Source organism: uncultured Polaribacter sp. (genome assembly GCF_947503875.1).
Lineage (GTDB): Bacteria > Bacteroidota > Bacteroidia > Flavobacteriales > Flavobacteriaceae > Polaribacter.
In genome coordinates, this window is the sequence record NZ_CANNFH010000002.1 from 258,591 (window position 1) to 276,194 (window position 17,604).

At 28.4% G+C, this 17,604-nt stretch carries 15 protein-coding genes; 12 read left to right on the forward strand and 3 right to left on the reverse strand.

Features of this window, described 5'->3' with window-relative positions:
• Positions 1–36 precede the first annotated feature (36 nt).
• From Q0684_RS03470 to Q0684_RS03515, 10 genes are all read left to right on the forward strand, one after another.
• Positions 37–825: a glycosyltransferase family 2 protein gene (locus tag Q0684_RS03470; protein WP_299012650.1), complete on the forward strand. Its 789-nt coding sequence runs from the start codon at positions 37–39 to the stop codon at positions 823–825.
• Positions 822–1,493, forward strand: coding sequence for an acyltransferase (locus Q0684_RS03475; protein WP_299012651.1), 672 nt, complete (start codon positions 822–824; stop codon positions 1,491–1,493). The genes Q0684_RS03470 and Q0684_RS03475 overlap by 4 nt, the downstream gene beginning before the upstream one ends.
• 9 nt (positions 1,494–1,502) lie before the next feature.
• Positions 1,503–2,612: a glycosyltransferase family 1 protein gene (locus Q0684_RS03480; protein ID WP_299012652.1), complete on the forward strand. Its 1,110-nt coding sequence runs from the start codon at positions 1,503–1,505 to the stop codon at positions 2,610–2,612.
• Positions 2,613–2,622: 10 nt separating this feature from the next.
• A complete protein-coding gene (locus tag Q0684_RS03485) occupies positions 2,623–3,849 on the forward strand; it encodes an O-antigen ligase family protein (protein WP_299012653.1) in 1,227 nt (408 codons plus the stop codon).
• Between the two features lie 3 nt (positions 3,850–3,852).
• Positions 3,853–4,962: a DUF1972 domain-containing protein gene (locus Q0684_RS03490; RefSeq protein WP_299012654.1), complete on the forward strand. Its 1,110-nt coding sequence runs from the start codon at positions 3,853–3,855 to the stop codon at positions 4,960–4,962.
• Positions 4,916–6,163, forward strand: a complete 1,248-nt coding sequence (locus Q0684_RS03495; RefSeq protein ID WP_299012655.1) for an O-antigen ligase family protein — start codon at positions 4,916–4,918, stop codon at positions 6,161–6,163. The genes Q0684_RS03490 and Q0684_RS03495 overlap by 47 nt, the downstream gene beginning before the upstream one ends.
• A 25-nt stretch (positions 6,164–6,188) precedes the next feature.
• On the forward strand, positions 6,189–7,508 hold the full coding sequence (locus tag Q0684_RS03500; RefSeq protein WP_299013336.1) for an exopolysaccharide biosynthesis polyprenyl glycosylphosphotransferase: 1,320 nt from the start codon (positions 6,189–6,191) through the stop codon (positions 7,506–7,508).
• Positions 7,509–7,511: 3 nt separating this feature from the next.
• Positions 7,512–8,282, forward strand: coding sequence for a glycosyltransferase family 2 protein (locus tag Q0684_RS03505; RefSeq protein ID WP_299012656.1), 771 nt, complete (start codon positions 7,512–7,514; stop codon positions 8,280–8,282).
• 45 nt (positions 8,283–8,327) lie between these two features.
• A complete protein-coding gene (gene purD / locus Q0684_RS03510) occupies positions 8,328–9,602 on the forward strand; it encodes a phosphoribosylamine--glycine ligase (protein WP_299012657.1) in 1,275 nt (424 codons plus the stop codon).
• Between the two features lie 211 nt (positions 9,603–9,813).
• Positions 9,814–10,857: a glycosyltransferase family protein gene (locus tag Q0684_RS03515; RefSeq protein ID WP_299012658.1), complete on the forward strand. Its 1,044-nt coding sequence runs from the start codon at positions 9,814–9,816 to the stop codon at positions 10,855–10,857.
• Here the strand turns inward: Q0684_RS03515 and Q0684_RS03520 are convergent.
• Positions 10,831–11,871 carry an ATP-binding protein gene (locus tag Q0684_RS03520; RefSeq protein ID WP_299012659.1) on the reverse strand — a complete coding sequence of 347 codons (1,041 nt, stop codon included), beginning with the start codon at positions 11,869–11,871 and terminating at the stop codon, positions 10,831–10,833. The genes Q0684_RS03515 and Q0684_RS03520 overlap by 27 nt on opposite strands.
• A gap of 11 nt (positions 11,872–11,882) precedes the next feature.
• Complete coding sequence (locus Q0684_RS03525; protein ID WP_299012660.1) at positions 11,883–12,581, reverse strand: response regulator transcription factor; 699 nt, start codon at positions 12,579–12,581, stop codon at positions 11,883–11,885.
• Positions 12,582–12,797: 216 nt separating this feature from the next.
• On the opposite strand from Q0684_RS03525, the gene Q0684_RS03530 reads away from it, so the two are divergent.
• Both Q0684_RS03530 and Q0684_RS03535 read left to right on the forward strand, forming a co-directional pair.
• Positions 12,798–14,780 carry a T9SS type A sorting domain-containing protein gene (locus Q0684_RS03530; RefSeq protein ID WP_299012661.1) on the forward strand — a complete coding sequence of 661 codons (1,983 nt, stop codon included), beginning with the start codon at positions 12,798–12,800 and terminating at the stop codon, positions 14,778–14,780.
• Between the two features lie 88 nt (positions 14,781–14,868).
• A complete protein-coding gene (locus Q0684_RS03535) occupies positions 14,869–15,573 on the forward strand; it encodes a 3'-5' exonuclease (RefSeq protein WP_299012662.1) in 705 nt (234 codons plus the stop codon).
• A gap of 60 nt (positions 15,574–15,633) precedes the next feature.
• Here the strand turns inward: Q0684_RS03535 and Q0684_RS03540 are convergent, their stop codons facing one another.
• A complete protein-coding gene (locus Q0684_RS03540; RefSeq protein WP_299012663.1) occupies positions 15,634–17,502 on the reverse strand; it encodes an ABC-F family ATP-binding cassette domain-containing protein in 1,869 nt (622 codons plus the stop codon).
• Between the last annotated feature and the right edge of the window lie 102 nt (positions 17,503–17,604).

Sequence of the window (17,604 nt, forward strand, 5' to 3'; positions counted from 1 at the left end):
TATAAAGTTTAATACATTTATAGTTTTATAAAAAAAATGGATACTGTATTATTATCAATCATAATAGTAAATTATAATGGGGAACAATTTTTAAAAGATTGTATCACATCAATTAATAAATGTTGTAAGAATATTAGTTATGAAATTATTATTGTTGATAATGCCTCATCAGATAATAGCTTTAATGTATTAAAAGAACTTAATTCAGAAATTAAGTTAATAAAAAGCAAAGAAAATCTTGGTTTTGCCAAAGGAAATAATTTAGGAGTAGCAAAGTCTAAAGGTAAATTTGTCTTACTTCTAAATAATGATACTGTTTTATTGAGCGATATAACAAATTCCATAAATATTTTAGAAGAAAATAAAGACTTTGGAGTGCTGAGTATTAAAATGTTAGATAAAAATTCAAACTATGCAAAATCTGCTGGTAGATTTCCAACAATTTTAAATCTTTTATTTTTTTCTAAATTGTTTTTAAATAAAAATGGATTTTCCGACGGTAACTTCTCAAATAAATTGTTAGAAGTAGATTGGGTTCAAGGATCTTTTTTATTATTAAGCAGAAGCTTATATCTTAAAGTTAACGGTTTAGATGAAGATTATTTTATGTATGTAGAAGATGTTGATTTTTGTAAAAAAATTAAAAAATTAGATAAGAAAGTGGTGTATCAATCCAATCAATCTTACCTTCATTTTGGGGGTTTTAACCCCTCAAGAAAAAAATTATTAATAGACGGTTATTTATTGTATGTTAAAAAGCATTTTACCATTTTTAAACCTTTGGCCTTATTGGTATTAAAATTCAAAAAGAGCATTTCTATATGAAGTTACTGTTTCAAAAATTACTAAAACGTTTTGGCAAAACGTATGTTATAGATGATAACATACCAAATAGCTTTATTTTAAGCGTACTTTTAAAAAGGTTTTTTATGATTTTTAGAGGGGTGTTATTTTACAGGAAAGCCGTTTTTTTGGGAAAAAGCGTAAATCTTAAGAATAAAAAAAATATTTTTCTAGAAAAACATGTTACCATAGAAAATAATGTGATAATAGATGGTTTTTGTGAAGAAAAATTAGAAATAGGTACTAACTCTAAAATAGGTGCTTATTCAGAGGTAAGCTGCAGTGGTCACTTTTCTAAATACGGGAAAGGTTTTGTTTTAGGTAATAATTCAGGTGTAGGTAAATTCGCTTTTTTTGGAGCAGCAGGTGGTATAGAAATTGGGAACAATGTTATCATGGGAGAATATGTTTCATTTCATTCTCAAAACCATAATTTCTTAGCTAAAGATAAATTAATTAAAGATCAAGGTGTTACCTCTAAAGGTATTACATTAGGAAATAATATTTGGGTTGGTGCAAAATGCACTTTTTTAGATGGTTCTTCAATAGGAGATAACTCTGTTGTAGCAGCAGGAGCTTTGGTTAAAGATATTTTCCCTAATAACGTTTTAGTTGCAGGTGTCCCAGCTAAGATTATAAAAAAAATATAAAGTATTGTTATGAAAATATTTGTTGATGGTTATTTATTAAATAAAGAACATCAAGGAACAAAAACATATATAAAAGAGCTATACAAGGAATTTGCAAAACAAAACCCTGATTTTCTCATCTATATTGCTTGTTTTAAAGATAATGTTTTAGAAAACGAATTTAAAGACTTCTTAAATATTAAGTTTTTATATTTTAAAAATACCAAAAGAGTTTTTAGAATGCTTTTTGAAATTCCTAAAATTATTGCAAAATATAATTTTGATTATGCTCATTTTCAATATGTATTGCCTTTTTCTAGAACTAAAAAATGCAAGTATATTGTAACAATACATGATATTTTATTTAATGACTTTAAAGAATATTTTTCGAATTTTTACCAGATAAAAAGAAATTTTTTATTTAAATATAGTGCCAAAACAGCTGATATTTTATTAACAGTATCATCATATTCTAAAGAAAGAATATGTAAGCTTTATAAAGTTAAAGAAGAGAAAGTATTTATAACACCAAATGGAGTTAATAATGCTTTTTTAGAGATATATAACAAGAAAACAGCGATTGATTATATTTACAAAAAGTACAAGGTTAATAACTATATATTGTATGTTAGTAGAATAGAGCCTAGAAAAAATCAACAATTATTACTTAAAGTTTTGCCACAATTAGAACAACAAGATGTAAAACTTGTTTTTATTGGATTTAAAACAATAGCTAATAAAATTTTAGATAAAGAGTACAAAGCCTTACCTAGCAAGTTAAAAAAGAATGTGTTTTTTTTCGATAAAATTTCAGATCAAGATTTGATTGAATTTTATAAAGCTGCAAAATTATTTGTTTATCCTACTTTTGCAGAAGGTTTTGGTATACCTCCTTTAGAAGCGGCAGCACTAAAAATACCTGTGATTTGCTCTAATAGTACCGCAATGCAAGATTTTAGTTTTTTTAAACCATATCTTATCAATGTAAATAATACTGCACTTTTAGTAGAAAAAATCTCTGAAGTTTTAATTGATACAAACCAAAAACACCTAGAGCAAGTACAAACCGAAATAAGAAAGCATTATACTTGGGTAGAAGTTTCCAGAACCTTTCTGCGTATTTTAGAGGAAAATAAATAAAAAAGCTAATTTGTTAAAAATAAATTTTCATACTACGTTGTTTACGGCATTTTTAATAATTGTAATTGCTGTACCTATATTTCAACTACATTATTTATTATTTGCAATTCTAAGCATTCTGTGTTATGCTAAAGTTTCTCAAAAAATAGTAGAAATTATAGTTTATTTATCGGTAATTTTAATCATCGCTTTAATAGCTTCTACTTTTAATTTCTTTACTTTTTACGATTGGCTTAAGGATTTTGCTTATTTGTCTAAGCCAATATTAGCGATTCTTGCGGGGTTTTTATTAGCGAAAAAAATTAATAATTTTAAAAGAATTCTTAAAATTATTGTTGCTGTATCTCTTTTATTTGCAGTGATACATTTATTTAAGATTATTTTTTTTGTTGATTTTTCTTCGGCAACAGTTAGTGATATAAGACGTATTGGCGGGCTTTCTAATGAGATTGAAATTTTAGCTATTGCAGTATTACTTATTTCATTTAAAATTAAGGAAATAAATATTATTAAAAATCCTTTTTATAAAAAAATAATTATAGTTGTTTTACTCACTTCATTTTGTTTTTACTTTTCTAGAACAATGCTAGTTACTCTATTTTTGCTACTTTTAGCAGCTTTTGGATACTTAAAGATTACTTCTAAAGGGCTTAAATACGGTGCACTAGTGCTTACTTTTTTTGCTTTATTTTATGCGTATCTTTTTAATGCAGATATAAAAAGAGGGCAATCTGGTTTTGAATCTTTTTTATATAAAATGAAAAATGCTCCAGCAGAGGTTTTTTCTCCGGCAAAAAGTATAGATAAAAAAAATCATAAAAACTTATGGGACAGATGGCGAGCATATGAAGCTAATATGGCTTTGAGTCAAATGTCAACTTATGATGAATATTTAATTGGTAAAGGTTTAGGTTCTTTAGTAGATTTAGAGTTTGCAGCTCCATTAGGAGAAAAAAATATAAGATATATACCTATTTTACATAATGGTTATGTAAATATATTATTTAAATCTGGAGTTTTTGGCCTAGTTTTTTATCTATTGCTATTATTCTCACTATCTTTATTCTCTTATAAAAAAAATAAAAATAGTAAAAATACGGTAGCAAATAATTTAATTGGTGGGTTGGCAATTCATTACGTTTTTACAACATTAATTGTTACCGGTATTTATAATAATACAGAACCTTACGCTTTTATTTTAGGGGTTCTACTTTATCAAAGCAGTCAAAAAGAATAGTAATTGAAACAAAAAATAAAAATAGGAATAATTGGCACTAGAGGAATTCCAAACCATTATGGTGGTTTTGAGCAATTTGCAGAATATCTAGCTGTATTTTTGGTAGAAAACAACTGCGAGGTTTTTGTTTATAATTCTTCAAATCATCCGTATCAAGAGAAAACTTACAAAGGTGTTCAAATTGTACATTGCTCAGATCCGGAAGATAAAATGGGTACTGTTGGGCAATTTATTTACGATTTAAATTGCATTTTAGATACAAAAAAAAGAGATTTAGATATTATTTTACAATTAGGTTATACAAGTAGTTCTATTTGGTCTTTACTTTTTCCTAAAAAGCCAATTATAATTACAAATATGGATGGTTTAGAATGGAAGAGGAGTAAATACACGTTTTTTGTAAGAAGATTTTTAAAATATGCTGAAAAATTAGGCGTTAAGTATAGCGATTTTTTAGTTTCAGATTCAGAGGGAATTAAAAAATATATTGATAAAAAATACAAGAAAAATTCTAAATATATAGCTTACGGTAGTAATATTGTAAATAATGCAGACGAAGCAATTTTAGAGAGGTTTAACGTAAAAAAGTTAAACTACAATATGTTAATTGCTAGAATAGAGCCAGAAAATAATGTAGAAACTATTTTAGATGGAGTTGTGTTGAGTAAGACTACCACCCCTTTTTTAGTGGTCGGTAACTACAAGAATAATAGCTTTGGTAAAAGATTAAAACAAAAGTACAATAATACCAATCAAATTATCTTTCTAGGAAGCATTTATGATGCAAATGCTTTAAACTCTTTGCGTTATTTTTCTAACCTCTATTTTCATGGTCATTCAGTGGGCGGAACAAACCCTTCTCTATTAGAGGCTATGGGGTCTAGTAATTTAATTATAGCACACAATAATATATTCAATAAAGCAGTTTTAAAAGAAGATGCTTATTATTTTTATTGTGCAGAAGATGTTAGTTTTTACTTAAATAATAAAAATAAACAATCAGAATCTATTAAAATAGAAAATAATAAAGACAAAATTAGAAACGAATTTGATATTAATAAAATAAATGGCAACTACCTCTCGTATTTTTATGACTGTCTTGCAACGCATTAAATTACTTTCAATTTTAGATGTATTATTTATTTTAATTTTAGTAACACTTCCTTTAGGAGTGTATGTTATAAATAGTATTGCTGTAGCGTTCTTCTTTGTATATGCATTTTACTTAAATATTAAAACCAAACAAGGTTTTCATTTTTCTAGGTTAGGTTATTTTTTTGTTGCGCTGTATATATTATTTGTATTTTCTTTAATCTGGACAAATAATATAGAAAATACTAGACTTGGTTTAGAGCGTTTTTTATCTTATTTAATATTACCAATTACGTTTGCATTACTCCATAAAAGTAAAATAAATAAAAATTTAGTTTTAAAAATATTTTCGAATACTTTGGTTTTGTATGCCATATATTGTATTTCTTTTGGTGTACTTAAAGTTCTAAGATTTGGAGATAAAAAATTTCTTTTTTATCATGATTTAAGTGGTAATCTAAGTCAATTAAACGCAATTTATTTATCTGTTTTTACAAGCTTGGCAATTTGTTTTTTACTTTTTAAAGAGGTGAAATCAAAAAAGGATTATATTAAAGCTACCTTTTTAATGCTTTTTTTATTACTACTATCGTCAAAAATTATCATTGCAACTGTTTTTACAATTATAGGTTTTAGATTTTTTTTTACGATAACAAAAAAAATAAATTTTAAAAAGTGGCTCTTATACTTACCTTTTTTTTTGATAATAATAGCGTTAAGTTCATACAAATTAAGCAATAGAATAAAAGTAGAATTTCAGGAAACTAATTTATCTGAAGTTTTGGAAACAAAAGATTTTGGACATGTCTACTTATGGACAGGGTTTGGGTTAAGGGCTTTTCAGGTTAAAGTTTTTTTCGAAATTGTTAAAGAAAAAGAAGTTTTTTGGTTAGGTTTGGGCTTAAATAATTCGCAAGATGTCTTAAAGGAAAAATATAAAGAATATAATTTGTATCCTGGTTTTTATTACTATAATTTTCACAATCAATATTTACAAGTTTTTGCAGAATTAGGTTTCATAGGCCTTATTCTTTTATTGAGTGCTTTTTATATAATTTTAAGAAAAGCAATAAATACTAAAGATTATTTTTTATTATCCTTTATAATTCTAATATTAGTAGTTTGCATAACAGAATCTTTTCTTTGGAGACAAAGAGGTATGGTGTGTTTTATTGCTTTAGCATTGTTATTAACTAAAAAAAACAATTATATTCTTGATTAAAAAAAGATCCATATTTATAAGACCATTGGTTATAACTTTAGATTTATTTCTAATTATTGCTGTTGTCTATTTTATATCAGATAAGGAGTATTTAAATTTTTCTTTTCTTTCTTTTATTTTACTTTTTTGGATTTTAATTTCCTACTACACAAAATTTTATAATGTGTATAGATATACACATGTATCTAGATTAGTTACGTTGTTATTGTCTCAGTTTTTTGTTTTTTCTTTAGCTTATTTAAGTTATTTTACAATTTTTAAAGAGGGAAAAATAATTAGTAATCAATTATTAATTATAACTACCATTTTTAGTTTCGTAAGTTTCTTTAAATTCTTAATTTTTTACTTGTTAAAAAAGTATAGACAGGATGGTAAAAATTATAGAAATGTTGTTCTTTATGGTGAGTTTAAAGCAGCAAAAAAGTTAGAGCACTTATTTAATCGTAAAAATGATTTAGGGTATCGTTTCTTTGGTTTTTTTTCAGATAAAGTCTTTGCATCTTCTAAGTATTTAGGAAATATAGAGAGTAGTTTCACGTACTTACTTAGTAACGATATAGATGAGATGTATTGCGATGCTACTAGTCTAAGTGAAAAAGTTTTTTCTAAAATTAGAAATTTCGCAGAAAAAAACGCCATAGATCTTCGGGTTTTACCAGAAAATAAGGCAATTTACAGTAAAAATTATGTTTTAGAATATTTTGGAACAATACCGATTTTAAAGCCTAAATCCTTACCTTTTGAGCGTATAGAAACCCATGTTTTAAAACGAATCTTCGATATCTTTTTTTCATCTTTTGTCTGTGTATTTTTACTTTCTTGGTTAGTACCGCTAATTTGGATTATTATTAGAATTGATTCTGAAGGTACTCTTTTTTTTAAACAGAAAAGAGACGGTTTAAACGGAAAACAGTTTTATTGTTACAAGTTTAGATCTATGAAAAAAAATGGAAATTCAGACTTGATTTCTGCAACTAAAAATGATAAAAGGATTACCAAAGTGGGGGCGTTTTTAAGAAAAACAAGTTTAGACGAATTGCCTCAATTTTTTAATGTTTTCTTGGGAGATATGAGTGTTGTAGGCCCTAGACCACATATTAATGTACAAACAAAGAAGTACACTAAAGAAGTAGAAAATTACTTAATTAGGCACTCTGTAAAGCCCGGTATTACTGGTTTAGCACAAATTAGTGGTTATCGAGGTGAAATTATCAAAAAGTCTGATATTGACAATAGAGTTAGATTAGATATATTTTATATAGAGAACTGGTCTTTTTTCTTAGATATAAAGATAATTGCTCAAACAATAATTAATGTTTTTAAAAATGAAGAAAAAGCATATTAGGTCATGGAAAATAAAATACTTACAGGTTCTATAGTTGTATTTGATGAAACGCTCTCGGATTTAGATAATACTATAAATTGTTTTCTGAATATTCCTTTAAAGAAAAAGTTATATTTAATAGATAATACGTTTAACAACTTTTTTCAATACCTCTTTAACCATTCAGATATAGAGTATATTGCAATAGAAGAAAATATTGGTTTTGGCGGGGGTCATAATGAAGTATTAGAACATTTAAAAGATAAATCAAATTATCACCTAATTTTAAACCCAGATGTTTCTTTTCAAAAAGATGTAATACCTAATTTAATATTACAACTAGAAAAAGACAATACAGTGGCAATGATTGCGCCTAAAGTTATTTTTCCTAGCGGAAAACATCAATACTCTTGCAGAAGATACCCAACACCAACAGAATTATTGGCAAGAAGATTTCCTTTTTTAAAACAATTTTTTAAAAAAGCATTAGTTACGGGAGAATACCGTGATAAAAATTTAGAAGAACCCTTTTTTGCAGAATATTTAACAGGATGTTTTCAGTTATATAAAACGGAAGATTTTGTAGCCTTAAAAGGTTTTGATGCTCGCTATTTTTTATACATGGAAGATATTGATATTTGTAGAAAAATAGATGATCTTGGTAAGAAAAAACTTTATTTTCCAAAATTAGAAATTGTACATATTTTAAAACAAGGCTCCTCAAAAAATCTAATACTATTTTTTAGGCACACATCTTCAGCAATAAAGTATTTTTTAAAGTGGGGTTTTAGGTAGCCAAGTTTTTTTAAAATATATTTGCACTTCAACAACACAACACAAATGAATATTCTTATTTTAGGTTCTGGAGGTAGAGAACACGCGTTTACAATAAAATTAGTAGAAAGTGCAAAGGTAAATCAGGTTTTTGTAGCACCAGGAAATGCAGGTACAGACAAAATTGCCACCAATATAAACATTAATCCAACAGACTTTGAAGCGGTTAAAAACACCGTTTTAAATAACAATATTAAAATGGTAGTTGTTGGACCAGAAGCACCATTAGTAGCTGGCGTGCACGACTTTTTTCTTGCAGATACAGCGTTAAAAAACATCCCAGTAATTGGCCCTAAAAAAGACGGGGCAACTTTAGAAGGAAGTAAAGATTTTTCTAAACAATTTATGCAAAAGCATGGAGTGCCAACTGCCAAATACCAATCTTTTACTAAAGAAAATTTACAAGATGGTTTTGCTTTTTTAGAAACATTACAGCCACCTTTTGTTTTAAAAGCAGACGGTTTAGCAGCAGGTAAAGGCGTTTTAATTTTAAACGATTTAGCAGAAGCAAAACAAGAATTAGAAGAAATGGTTTCCAATAAAAAATTCGGCGAAGCTTCAACAACTGTAGTTATAGAAGAATTTTTAAAAGGAATAGAATTGTCTGTTTTTGTGTTAACAGACGGTAAAAATTATAAAATTTTACCATCAGCAAAAGATTATAAAAGAATTGGCGAAGGAGATACAGGCTTAAATACAGGCGGAATGGGCGCAATTTCTCCAGTGCCATTTGCAGACAAAGCTTTTTTAGATAAAGTAGAAGAATTGGTAGTAAAACCAACCATAAACGGCTTGCAAAAAGACGGTATAGATTACAGAGGCTTTATCTTTATTGGTTTAATGAATGATAATGGAAACCCATCTGTAGTAGAATACAATGTTAGAATGGGAGATCCAGAAACAGAAGTAGTTCTACCAAGAATAGAATCAGATTTATTTGATTTGTTTGATGGCGTTGCCAACCAAAATTTAAACGAAAAAAGCTTTAAAGTAACGCCAAAAACAGCCACTACAGTAATGCTAGTTTCTGGCGGTTATCCAGAAGCGTATCAAAAAAACAAAGAAATTACAGGTTTTGATACTGTAACAGAATCCACTGTTTTTCATGCTGGCACAACAATAAAAAACAATAAAGTAGTAACTAATGGTGGGCGTGTAATGGCCGTAACTTCTTTTGGTAATACCATAGAAGAAGCCCTAGAAAAGAGTTACAAAAGCATCGATAAAATAAAATTCGATAAAATAAATTACAGAAAAGATATTGGTTTCGATTTGATATAATTTTTTTATTTGGGCGTTTTAACGGGCTTTCGCTACTCGCTTCCCACTTAAAAAAGTGGGAGAGCTCAAACATGCGCTCAATCCTTAACGCACTTATTTAAGTAGTAATAGCTAAGTTTTAAACTTCACTTACTTTTTGCAATTGTAAATCAATCAAAACGTGATTTTGTAACTTTACGCAGAGAGATAACAATGTTTCTGCAAAACAAAAATGTTAAAAAACAAAATAATTATAGCACCTTTAAATTGGGGTTTAGGGCATGCAACACGTTGTGTGCCCATTATAAAAGCTTTAATTAAAAACAAATTTGTTCCTATAATAGCATCAGATGGCAATGCATTACTGTATTTAAAAAAAGAATTCCCCACTTTAGAAACAATAGAATTACCCTCATATAATATTTCTTATACTAAAAACTTAAAATTAAGTTTACTATTAAATTCGCCTTTTATTTTAAAGGCAATTCGTAATGAAAAACAAATTATAGCAAAATTTATAGCAGAAAATAAAAACGTAGCAGGTATAATTTCCGATAATCGATTTGGAGCACATAGCAAACAAGTACCTTCTGTTTATATTTCACACCAATTAAATGTTTTGTCTGGTTTTACCACATTTATTAGCAGTAAAATACATCAAAATATTATAAACAAGTTTAATGAGTGTTGGGTGCCAGACAATGCTAACTCACAGTTTTCAGGAAAATTATCAACTTCAAAAAAAATAAAAAACAAAAAGTTTATTGGTGTTTTAAGCCGATTTGAAAAGGAAGAAAAGCAAAAAAAAATAGCTATTTTGGTTATAATTTCAGGAGTTGAACCCAACAGAACTTATCTTGAAAATAAATTAAAAGAAACCTTTAAAAATGATACTAGAAATATTGTTTTTGTTTTGGGTAAAGTAGAAGGTTTACAAAAAAAATGGACGCATAATAATTGTACATTTTACAATTATATGCTTACTCAACAATTACAAGATGCTATTAACAGTGCAAAATTAGTAATTTGCAGGTCTGGTTATTCTTCTATTATGGATTTAGCTATACTACGCAAAAAGACACTTTTTATACCCACAAAAAATCAACCTGAACAAGAATATTTAGCAGCTTATTTAGAACAAAATAGTTTTGCGCCTTTTGCTGCATTAGCAAGTTTTAATGTAAAAAAAATAGATCAAGTAAAAAATTATAAAGGTTTAGAAACCCAAAAAACTGCACTTAATAGTAATTTATTTCGCCTTTTTCAAAGTAAATGAAAATTCAGAACCTTCTCCAAAAGTACTTTTTAGTAAAATAGTTTGATTGTGCGCTTCTAATATATGTTTTACAATAGATAAGCCTAAGCCAGAGCCACCTTGTTCTCTAGATCTACTTTGGTCTACTCTATAAAAACGCTCAAATAATCTAGGTAAATGCTCTCTTTGAATGCCTTCTCCGTTATCTGTTACCCTTACAATAAGCTTCTTATCATCATAGTTGCTTACAGAAACAGAGGTAGTGCCATTAGGTTTTCCGTATTTTATAGAATTTACAATTAAATTTATAAGTACCTGTTCAATTTTTTCAATATCACCCAATACAAAAATTCCCGATTTATAAACTCTATCAAACTTTAATGTAATGTTTCTCTTTTTAGCTTTCATTTCAAAAAGATCAAAAGAATTTTGTATTAATTCTAAAATATTAAACGTTTCTATATTTAGGTTTATTCCATCCGTTTCTAATTTAGCAATCATGTCTAAATCTTTAGTAACTGCTACCAAACGTTCTACACCTTTATTAGCTCTGTCTAAATATTTTAATCTTATTTGTTTGTCGTTAATAGCACCTTCAATTAAGGTTAAAAGGTAACCTTGTACAGTAAAAAGTGGAGTTTTTAACTCGTGAGCAACGTTGCCTAAAAAATCTCTTCTAAAAGAATCTCTTTCTGTTAAACTTTTTATTTCTAGTGTTTTCCCTTCAACATACTTTTGCATTTGCATAGAGAGTTGATCTATGTCTGTAGTGGCAGAATCACGCTTTAAGTCATCTACATTTAAAATAGAAACTTCTTTATAGATTCTTTTTAATCTGCGGTAAATAAAATGTTCTGCTCTGTACTGAATAATAAAAAAAGAGATGATAAATAGAATAATAACAGAGATAATAACAGTACTAATACCTAAGTGTTTTACTATAAAAAAGTAAGAAATTGTTGCAATAGCAACAGAAAGTAAGGTTAAATAAATGGCAGACCAAATGGCATAAGAGTATGTTTTTTTAAGTTTCATAACTACTTAAATTATTTGTCTACTCCTTCTAAGACAAATTTATAACCAACGCCTTTTACTGTTTTAAAGTGATTGTCTCCAATTTTTTCTCTTAGTTTTCTAATATGTACATCTATGGTTCTGCCGCCAACAACTACTTCATTACCCCAAACAGTATCTAAAATTACCTCTCTTTTAAATACTTTACCGGGCTTAGAGGTTAACAAAGAGAATAATTCAAATTCTTTTCTTGGTAATGTAATTTTAACATCTGCCTTGTACACTACATATTCTTCCCTGTCAATAACAATATCACCTATTTTAAAAGTTTCTTCACTTTCTTGTTTTGTTTTAAGCCTTCGTAGTAAAGATTTTATTTTACTTACTAAAACTTTAGGCTTTATGGGTTTGGTAATGTAATCATCTGCACCGGCTTCAAAACCAGCAACCTGAGAGTAATCTTCTCCTCTTGCAGTTAAAAAAGATATAATAACGTTTTCTAGCGTGCTAATTTTTCTAATTTTTTCACAAGCTTCAATACCATCCATCTCTGGCATCATAATATCTAAAAGTATTAAATGAGGATGGTGTTTTTTAGCAGATTTTATGGCTTCAATTCCATTATTAGCTGTAAAAACCTGATAACCTTCATTTTTAAGATTGTATCCTACAATTTCTATGATATCTGGTTCGTCATCTACCAATAAAATTTTAATATCTCCTTTATTCATAATTCCTTTAGAAAATTTTATTTTTCAAAAATAGCGAAAATATAAAACAAATTTACATTCTTAACAATCATTTAATTTTGAAGGATACGTGCATAACTTTAAGTTAACTTTTTATTTTATTTTAACTTTTTAAGAGTTTACTTTAAATTATTCTTAGTAATAATTTGTTGTATTATTAAAAAGTGTAACTTTAAGGGGAATTTAAAACCCTCTATTATGAATGTGAGATACCCTAAAATCACTTTATTTACTTTAATTTTTACCGCTTTTTCTTTTAGTCAAGATTTACTAATTACCGGCGTTTTTGATGGGCCAAACATAGGTGGAACACCAAAAGGAGTTGAATTATACGTTATAAATAACATACCAGATTTAAGTATATACAGTCTTGGTAGTGCAAATAATGGTGGTGGTTCAGATGGTGAAGAGTTTACGTTTGCTGCAGATGCTGTTACAGCCGGTTCATTTATTTATGTATCTGTAGAGGAATCTCAATTTAAGGTCTTTTTTGGTTTTGCCCCTAATTATGTAGATGGTTCTATGGGTTTAAATGGAGATGACGCTGTAGAACTTTTTAAAAATGGAATAGTAATAGATACGTTTGGTGACATTAATAAAGATGGTACTGGAGAAAGTTGGAATTATCAAGATGGCTGGGCTTACAGGTTAAATACTACAAAACCAGACGGAACCTTTGTTTTAAATAATTGGAAATTTAGCGGAACTAATAAATTAGAAGGAGGAACAACAAATGCTACAACAAATATTCCTTTTCCCTTAGCAAGTTATAAAGCATTTATTTCTACAGAGCCAGGGTTGTTTATAAACTCTCCTTTAGCTGTGGCTTATGAAAACAGAAGTTCTGTGATTACCAATATTACAGTTACTAATTTTATACTCTCTGGAAATAATGGCAATAACATGGGGAATAATTCGGGGGATGGTTTTATTAAAAGGACTTTAGAAGTACAAGGTGGTGCAAAAGAGGTTACTTCTTTTTTTAGCACAATATTACCAGCTATAGTTGTTGAAGCAGGTAAAACATACACTTTAACAATGGAGTTGGTAGATAATAATGGAGATAGTTTGGCAACTCCCGTAATTAGCGCAGTAACTTTTAATATAAATTTTCCTTGTGATATTCTATTGGGAGACTATGTTTTTTCTTGTAATTCTATAACTACAGGTATAGATACCTACAACATTGCTATTCCTTTTACAATGGGAAAAACTTCAACATACACGTTAAGTAGTAATTTTGGTACCATTCAGGGAGATGATCCGTCAGTAAATGAAACAGGTACCATACATATTGTAAACATACCAGAAGGAACAGATATTATTTTTGAACTAAAGGGAGATGTAACAAATAGCAAGTGTGATTTTAGTAGAACTATTACTTCACCTACTTGCCTACCAGAGCCAATTTGCCCAAATGTTGGTAGTTTAATTATTACAGAAATTATGCAAAATCCGTCTGCTGTTAGCGATAGTAATGGTGAGTATTTTGAGGTTTACAACACATCAAATACTGCCATAGATTTATTAGGCTGGTCTATTGCTACTGTTACAACAGGCGTGCCAGCTACATCAGTAATAGATAAATCTGTTATTGTACCTGCAAATGGTTACGTTGTATTAGGTGAAAATAATGATATGACTACAAATGGTGGCGTTTTTGTAAATTATAAATACGAGAATAAACTATTTTTAGGCAATAATGCTGCAACAATCGTTTTAAGTTGTGGAAGTAAAATGATGGATGAAGTTAGTTATGATGGAGGAACTACATTTCCAAACCCTAGTGGTAAAAGTATGGAACTCGCTACAGACAAATATTCGGCAATTGATAATAATTTGGGCATAAATTGGGCAGAGGCTACAGTAGAAATAACTTCTGGAGGGGATTTAGGAACACCAGGTGCTGCCAATTCGTTTGTTTTAAATGTAACAAACAATACTATTTTGGAGTTTTCTACCTATCCAAACCCAATTACCAATAAAGAACTTACAATTGTTACTAGTAATTCAAATACTAAAGAGATTGTAATTTATAATTTACTAGGTAAAAAAGTTTTAGCTACTAAATTTTCTGAAGTAAAAACTACTATAGATGTTTCTGAAGTAAATAATGGAATTTATATTTTAAAAGTAACTGAAGAAGGTAAAACGGCTACTAAAAAATTAATAATTCAATAAAAATTATAGTTTAACCATTTTAAAAAAAGCTCTCGTATTTCGAGAGCTTTTTGTTTTTTTACTATCTTTAGATTGACAAAAGAAAAAGATGAATTTAAAAACTAAACTTACCAATATTCTATTTTTAGATATAGAAACAGTACCTCAAGAAGAAAATTGGAACGATGTTTCAGAAACATTACAAGAACTTTTTACAAAAAAGACAGCTTACCAACGTAAAGAAGAAATTACGGCAGAAGATTTTTATGGAAGAGCTGGTATTTGGGCAGAGTTTGGTAAAATAGTATGTATTTCTGTAGGGTATTTTGTAGAAAACCAGTTTAGGGTTACTTCTTTTTATGGTGATGATGAAATGCAAATTTTAATCGATTTTAAAAAGATTTTAGAGAAACATTTCTCTAAACCTTCGCAAATGTTATGCGCACATAATGGCAAAGAATTCGATTTTCCTTTTATTGCCAGAAGAATGATTATACACGGAATTGCATTGCCAAATAAGTTGAATTTATTTGGTAAAAAACCTTGGGAAGTAGCACACTTAGATACCTTAGAATTATGGAAGTTTGGAGATTATAAACATTATACTTCCTTAAAACTATTAACTGAAATTTTAGGAATTCCTTCTCCTAAAGATGATATTGATGGGAGTGAAGTAGCGAAAGTCTATTACAAAGAAAAAAATATAGAAAGAATTGTAAAATACTGCGAAAAAGATACAATTGCTGTAGCACAGATCTTATTGAAATTTAATAATCAAGAAATTTTAAATGCTGAGGATATTATAAGTGTTTAAAAAAAAGCCTGATAAATTTTAATTTATGAGGCTTTTTTTATTTACTTTAATCTAATAATTCTATACTTCCATTTTCATGGACAGCTCAAACCAACGTTCTTCTTTTTGTTCTATATCTGTAATTATGGTTTGTAATTCTTCAGATTTTTTGGCAATATCATCTTGAGCAATCTCTACATTTAAAAACTGCTTTTCTATTGTTGCTTTTCTTTTTTGAAGTCGCTCTATTTCTGCTTCTAAAGCGCCAAATTCTCTTTTCTCGTTAAAACTTAAACTTGATTTAGAGTTTGTTTTAGTTTCTTTTTTTTCTTCTTTAACTACCGCTACTTTTTCTTTTTTATTGGCAACAGAAGAGTTTTCATAAGCTCTAAAATCAGAATAATTTCCGGGAAAGTTTTCCACCTGTCCTTCACCTCTAAAAACAAAAAGAGAATCTACAATCTTGTCCATAAAATAACGGTCGTGAGAAACTACCATTAAATTCCCTGGGAAATCTAATAAGAATTCTTCTAACACATTTAAAGTAACCACATCTAAATCGTTAGTAGGTTCATCTAAAATTAAAAAATTAGGATTCTGTATTAAAACCGCACATAAATACAAACGTTTTTGCTCTCCACCAGAAAGTTTTTCTACAAAATCGTATTGTTTTTTCTTATCAAACAAAAAACGTTCTAACAATTGCGATGCAGATATTTTTCTACCTTTAGAAAGCGGAATAAATTCGCCAAATTCCTTAACAACTTCTATTACTTTTTGGCCTTCTTTTATATTAATTCCTGCTTGTGTATAGTAACCAAACTTAACAGTTTCTCCTACAATTACTTTACCACCATCTAAAGGTAAAGCATCTGTTAGCATATTTAAAAAAGTAGATTTACCTGTACCATTTTTGCCAATAATACCTATTCTTTCTCCTCTTTTAAATACATAGTCAAAACCATTTAAAATCAGTTTATCTCCAAAAGATTTTTTTAGTTTGTGTAGCTCTAAAATCTTGCTACCCAAACGTTCCATATTAATTTCTAATTGTACTTTATGGTCTTTTCTTCGTTGATGTGCTTTTTCTTTAATTGCAAAGAAATCGTCTGTTCTAGATTTAGACTTTGTAGTCCTGGCTTTGGGTTGCTTTCGCATCCAATCCAATTCTTTTTTAAATAAACTTTTGGCTTTACTTAAATTGGTAGCTTCTAAAGCTAATCTCTCCTCTTTATTTTGAAGGTAATATGAATAATTCCCTTTGTATTTATAAATTTTACCGTCGTCTAACTCTAAAATTTCATTACAAACACGTTCTAAAAAATAACGATCGTGAGTAACCATAAAAAGCGTAATTTTTTCTTTGGCAAAAAAGGCTTCTAACCACTCAATCATTTCTAAATCTAAGTGATTAGTGGGTTCATCTAAAATTAATAAATCGGGTTTATTAATTAAAACAATGGCTAAAGACAAACGTTTTCGCTGTCCTCCAGAAAGTTTACCTACATTTAAAGACAAATCATCTAACTTTAATTTAGATAATATTTGCTTGTATTGGGTTTCAAAATCCCAGGCATTAAATTGCTCCATTTGCTCAAAAGCAGCTTGGTAAGCATCTGTATCGTCTAGGTTTTTAAGTGCTTTTTCATATCTATTTACAACAGATAAAATTTCATTATCGGTAGCAAAAATAGTTTCTTCTATGGTTAAGCTAGTGTCTAAATTATCTTTTTGTGCTAAATAAGCTACAGAAATATCTTTTCGGCTAACAACTTGGCCAGAATCTGGCACATCTAAACCAGCAATAATGTTTAGTATAGAGGTTTTTCCACTTCCGTTTTTGGCAACAAATGCAACCTTTTGGTCTTTATTAATTCCAAAAGAAATGTTATCGAACAAAACGCGTTCTCCGTAAACTTTAGATATATTTTCTACTGATAAATAATTCACTTTTTATATTTTTTACAAAGAAACGAAAAACCAAACCGATTCTTTGTGTATTTCATTAATTTATTCATGTTTTAAGATCCGTTTTTCATCAGTAAATAAACA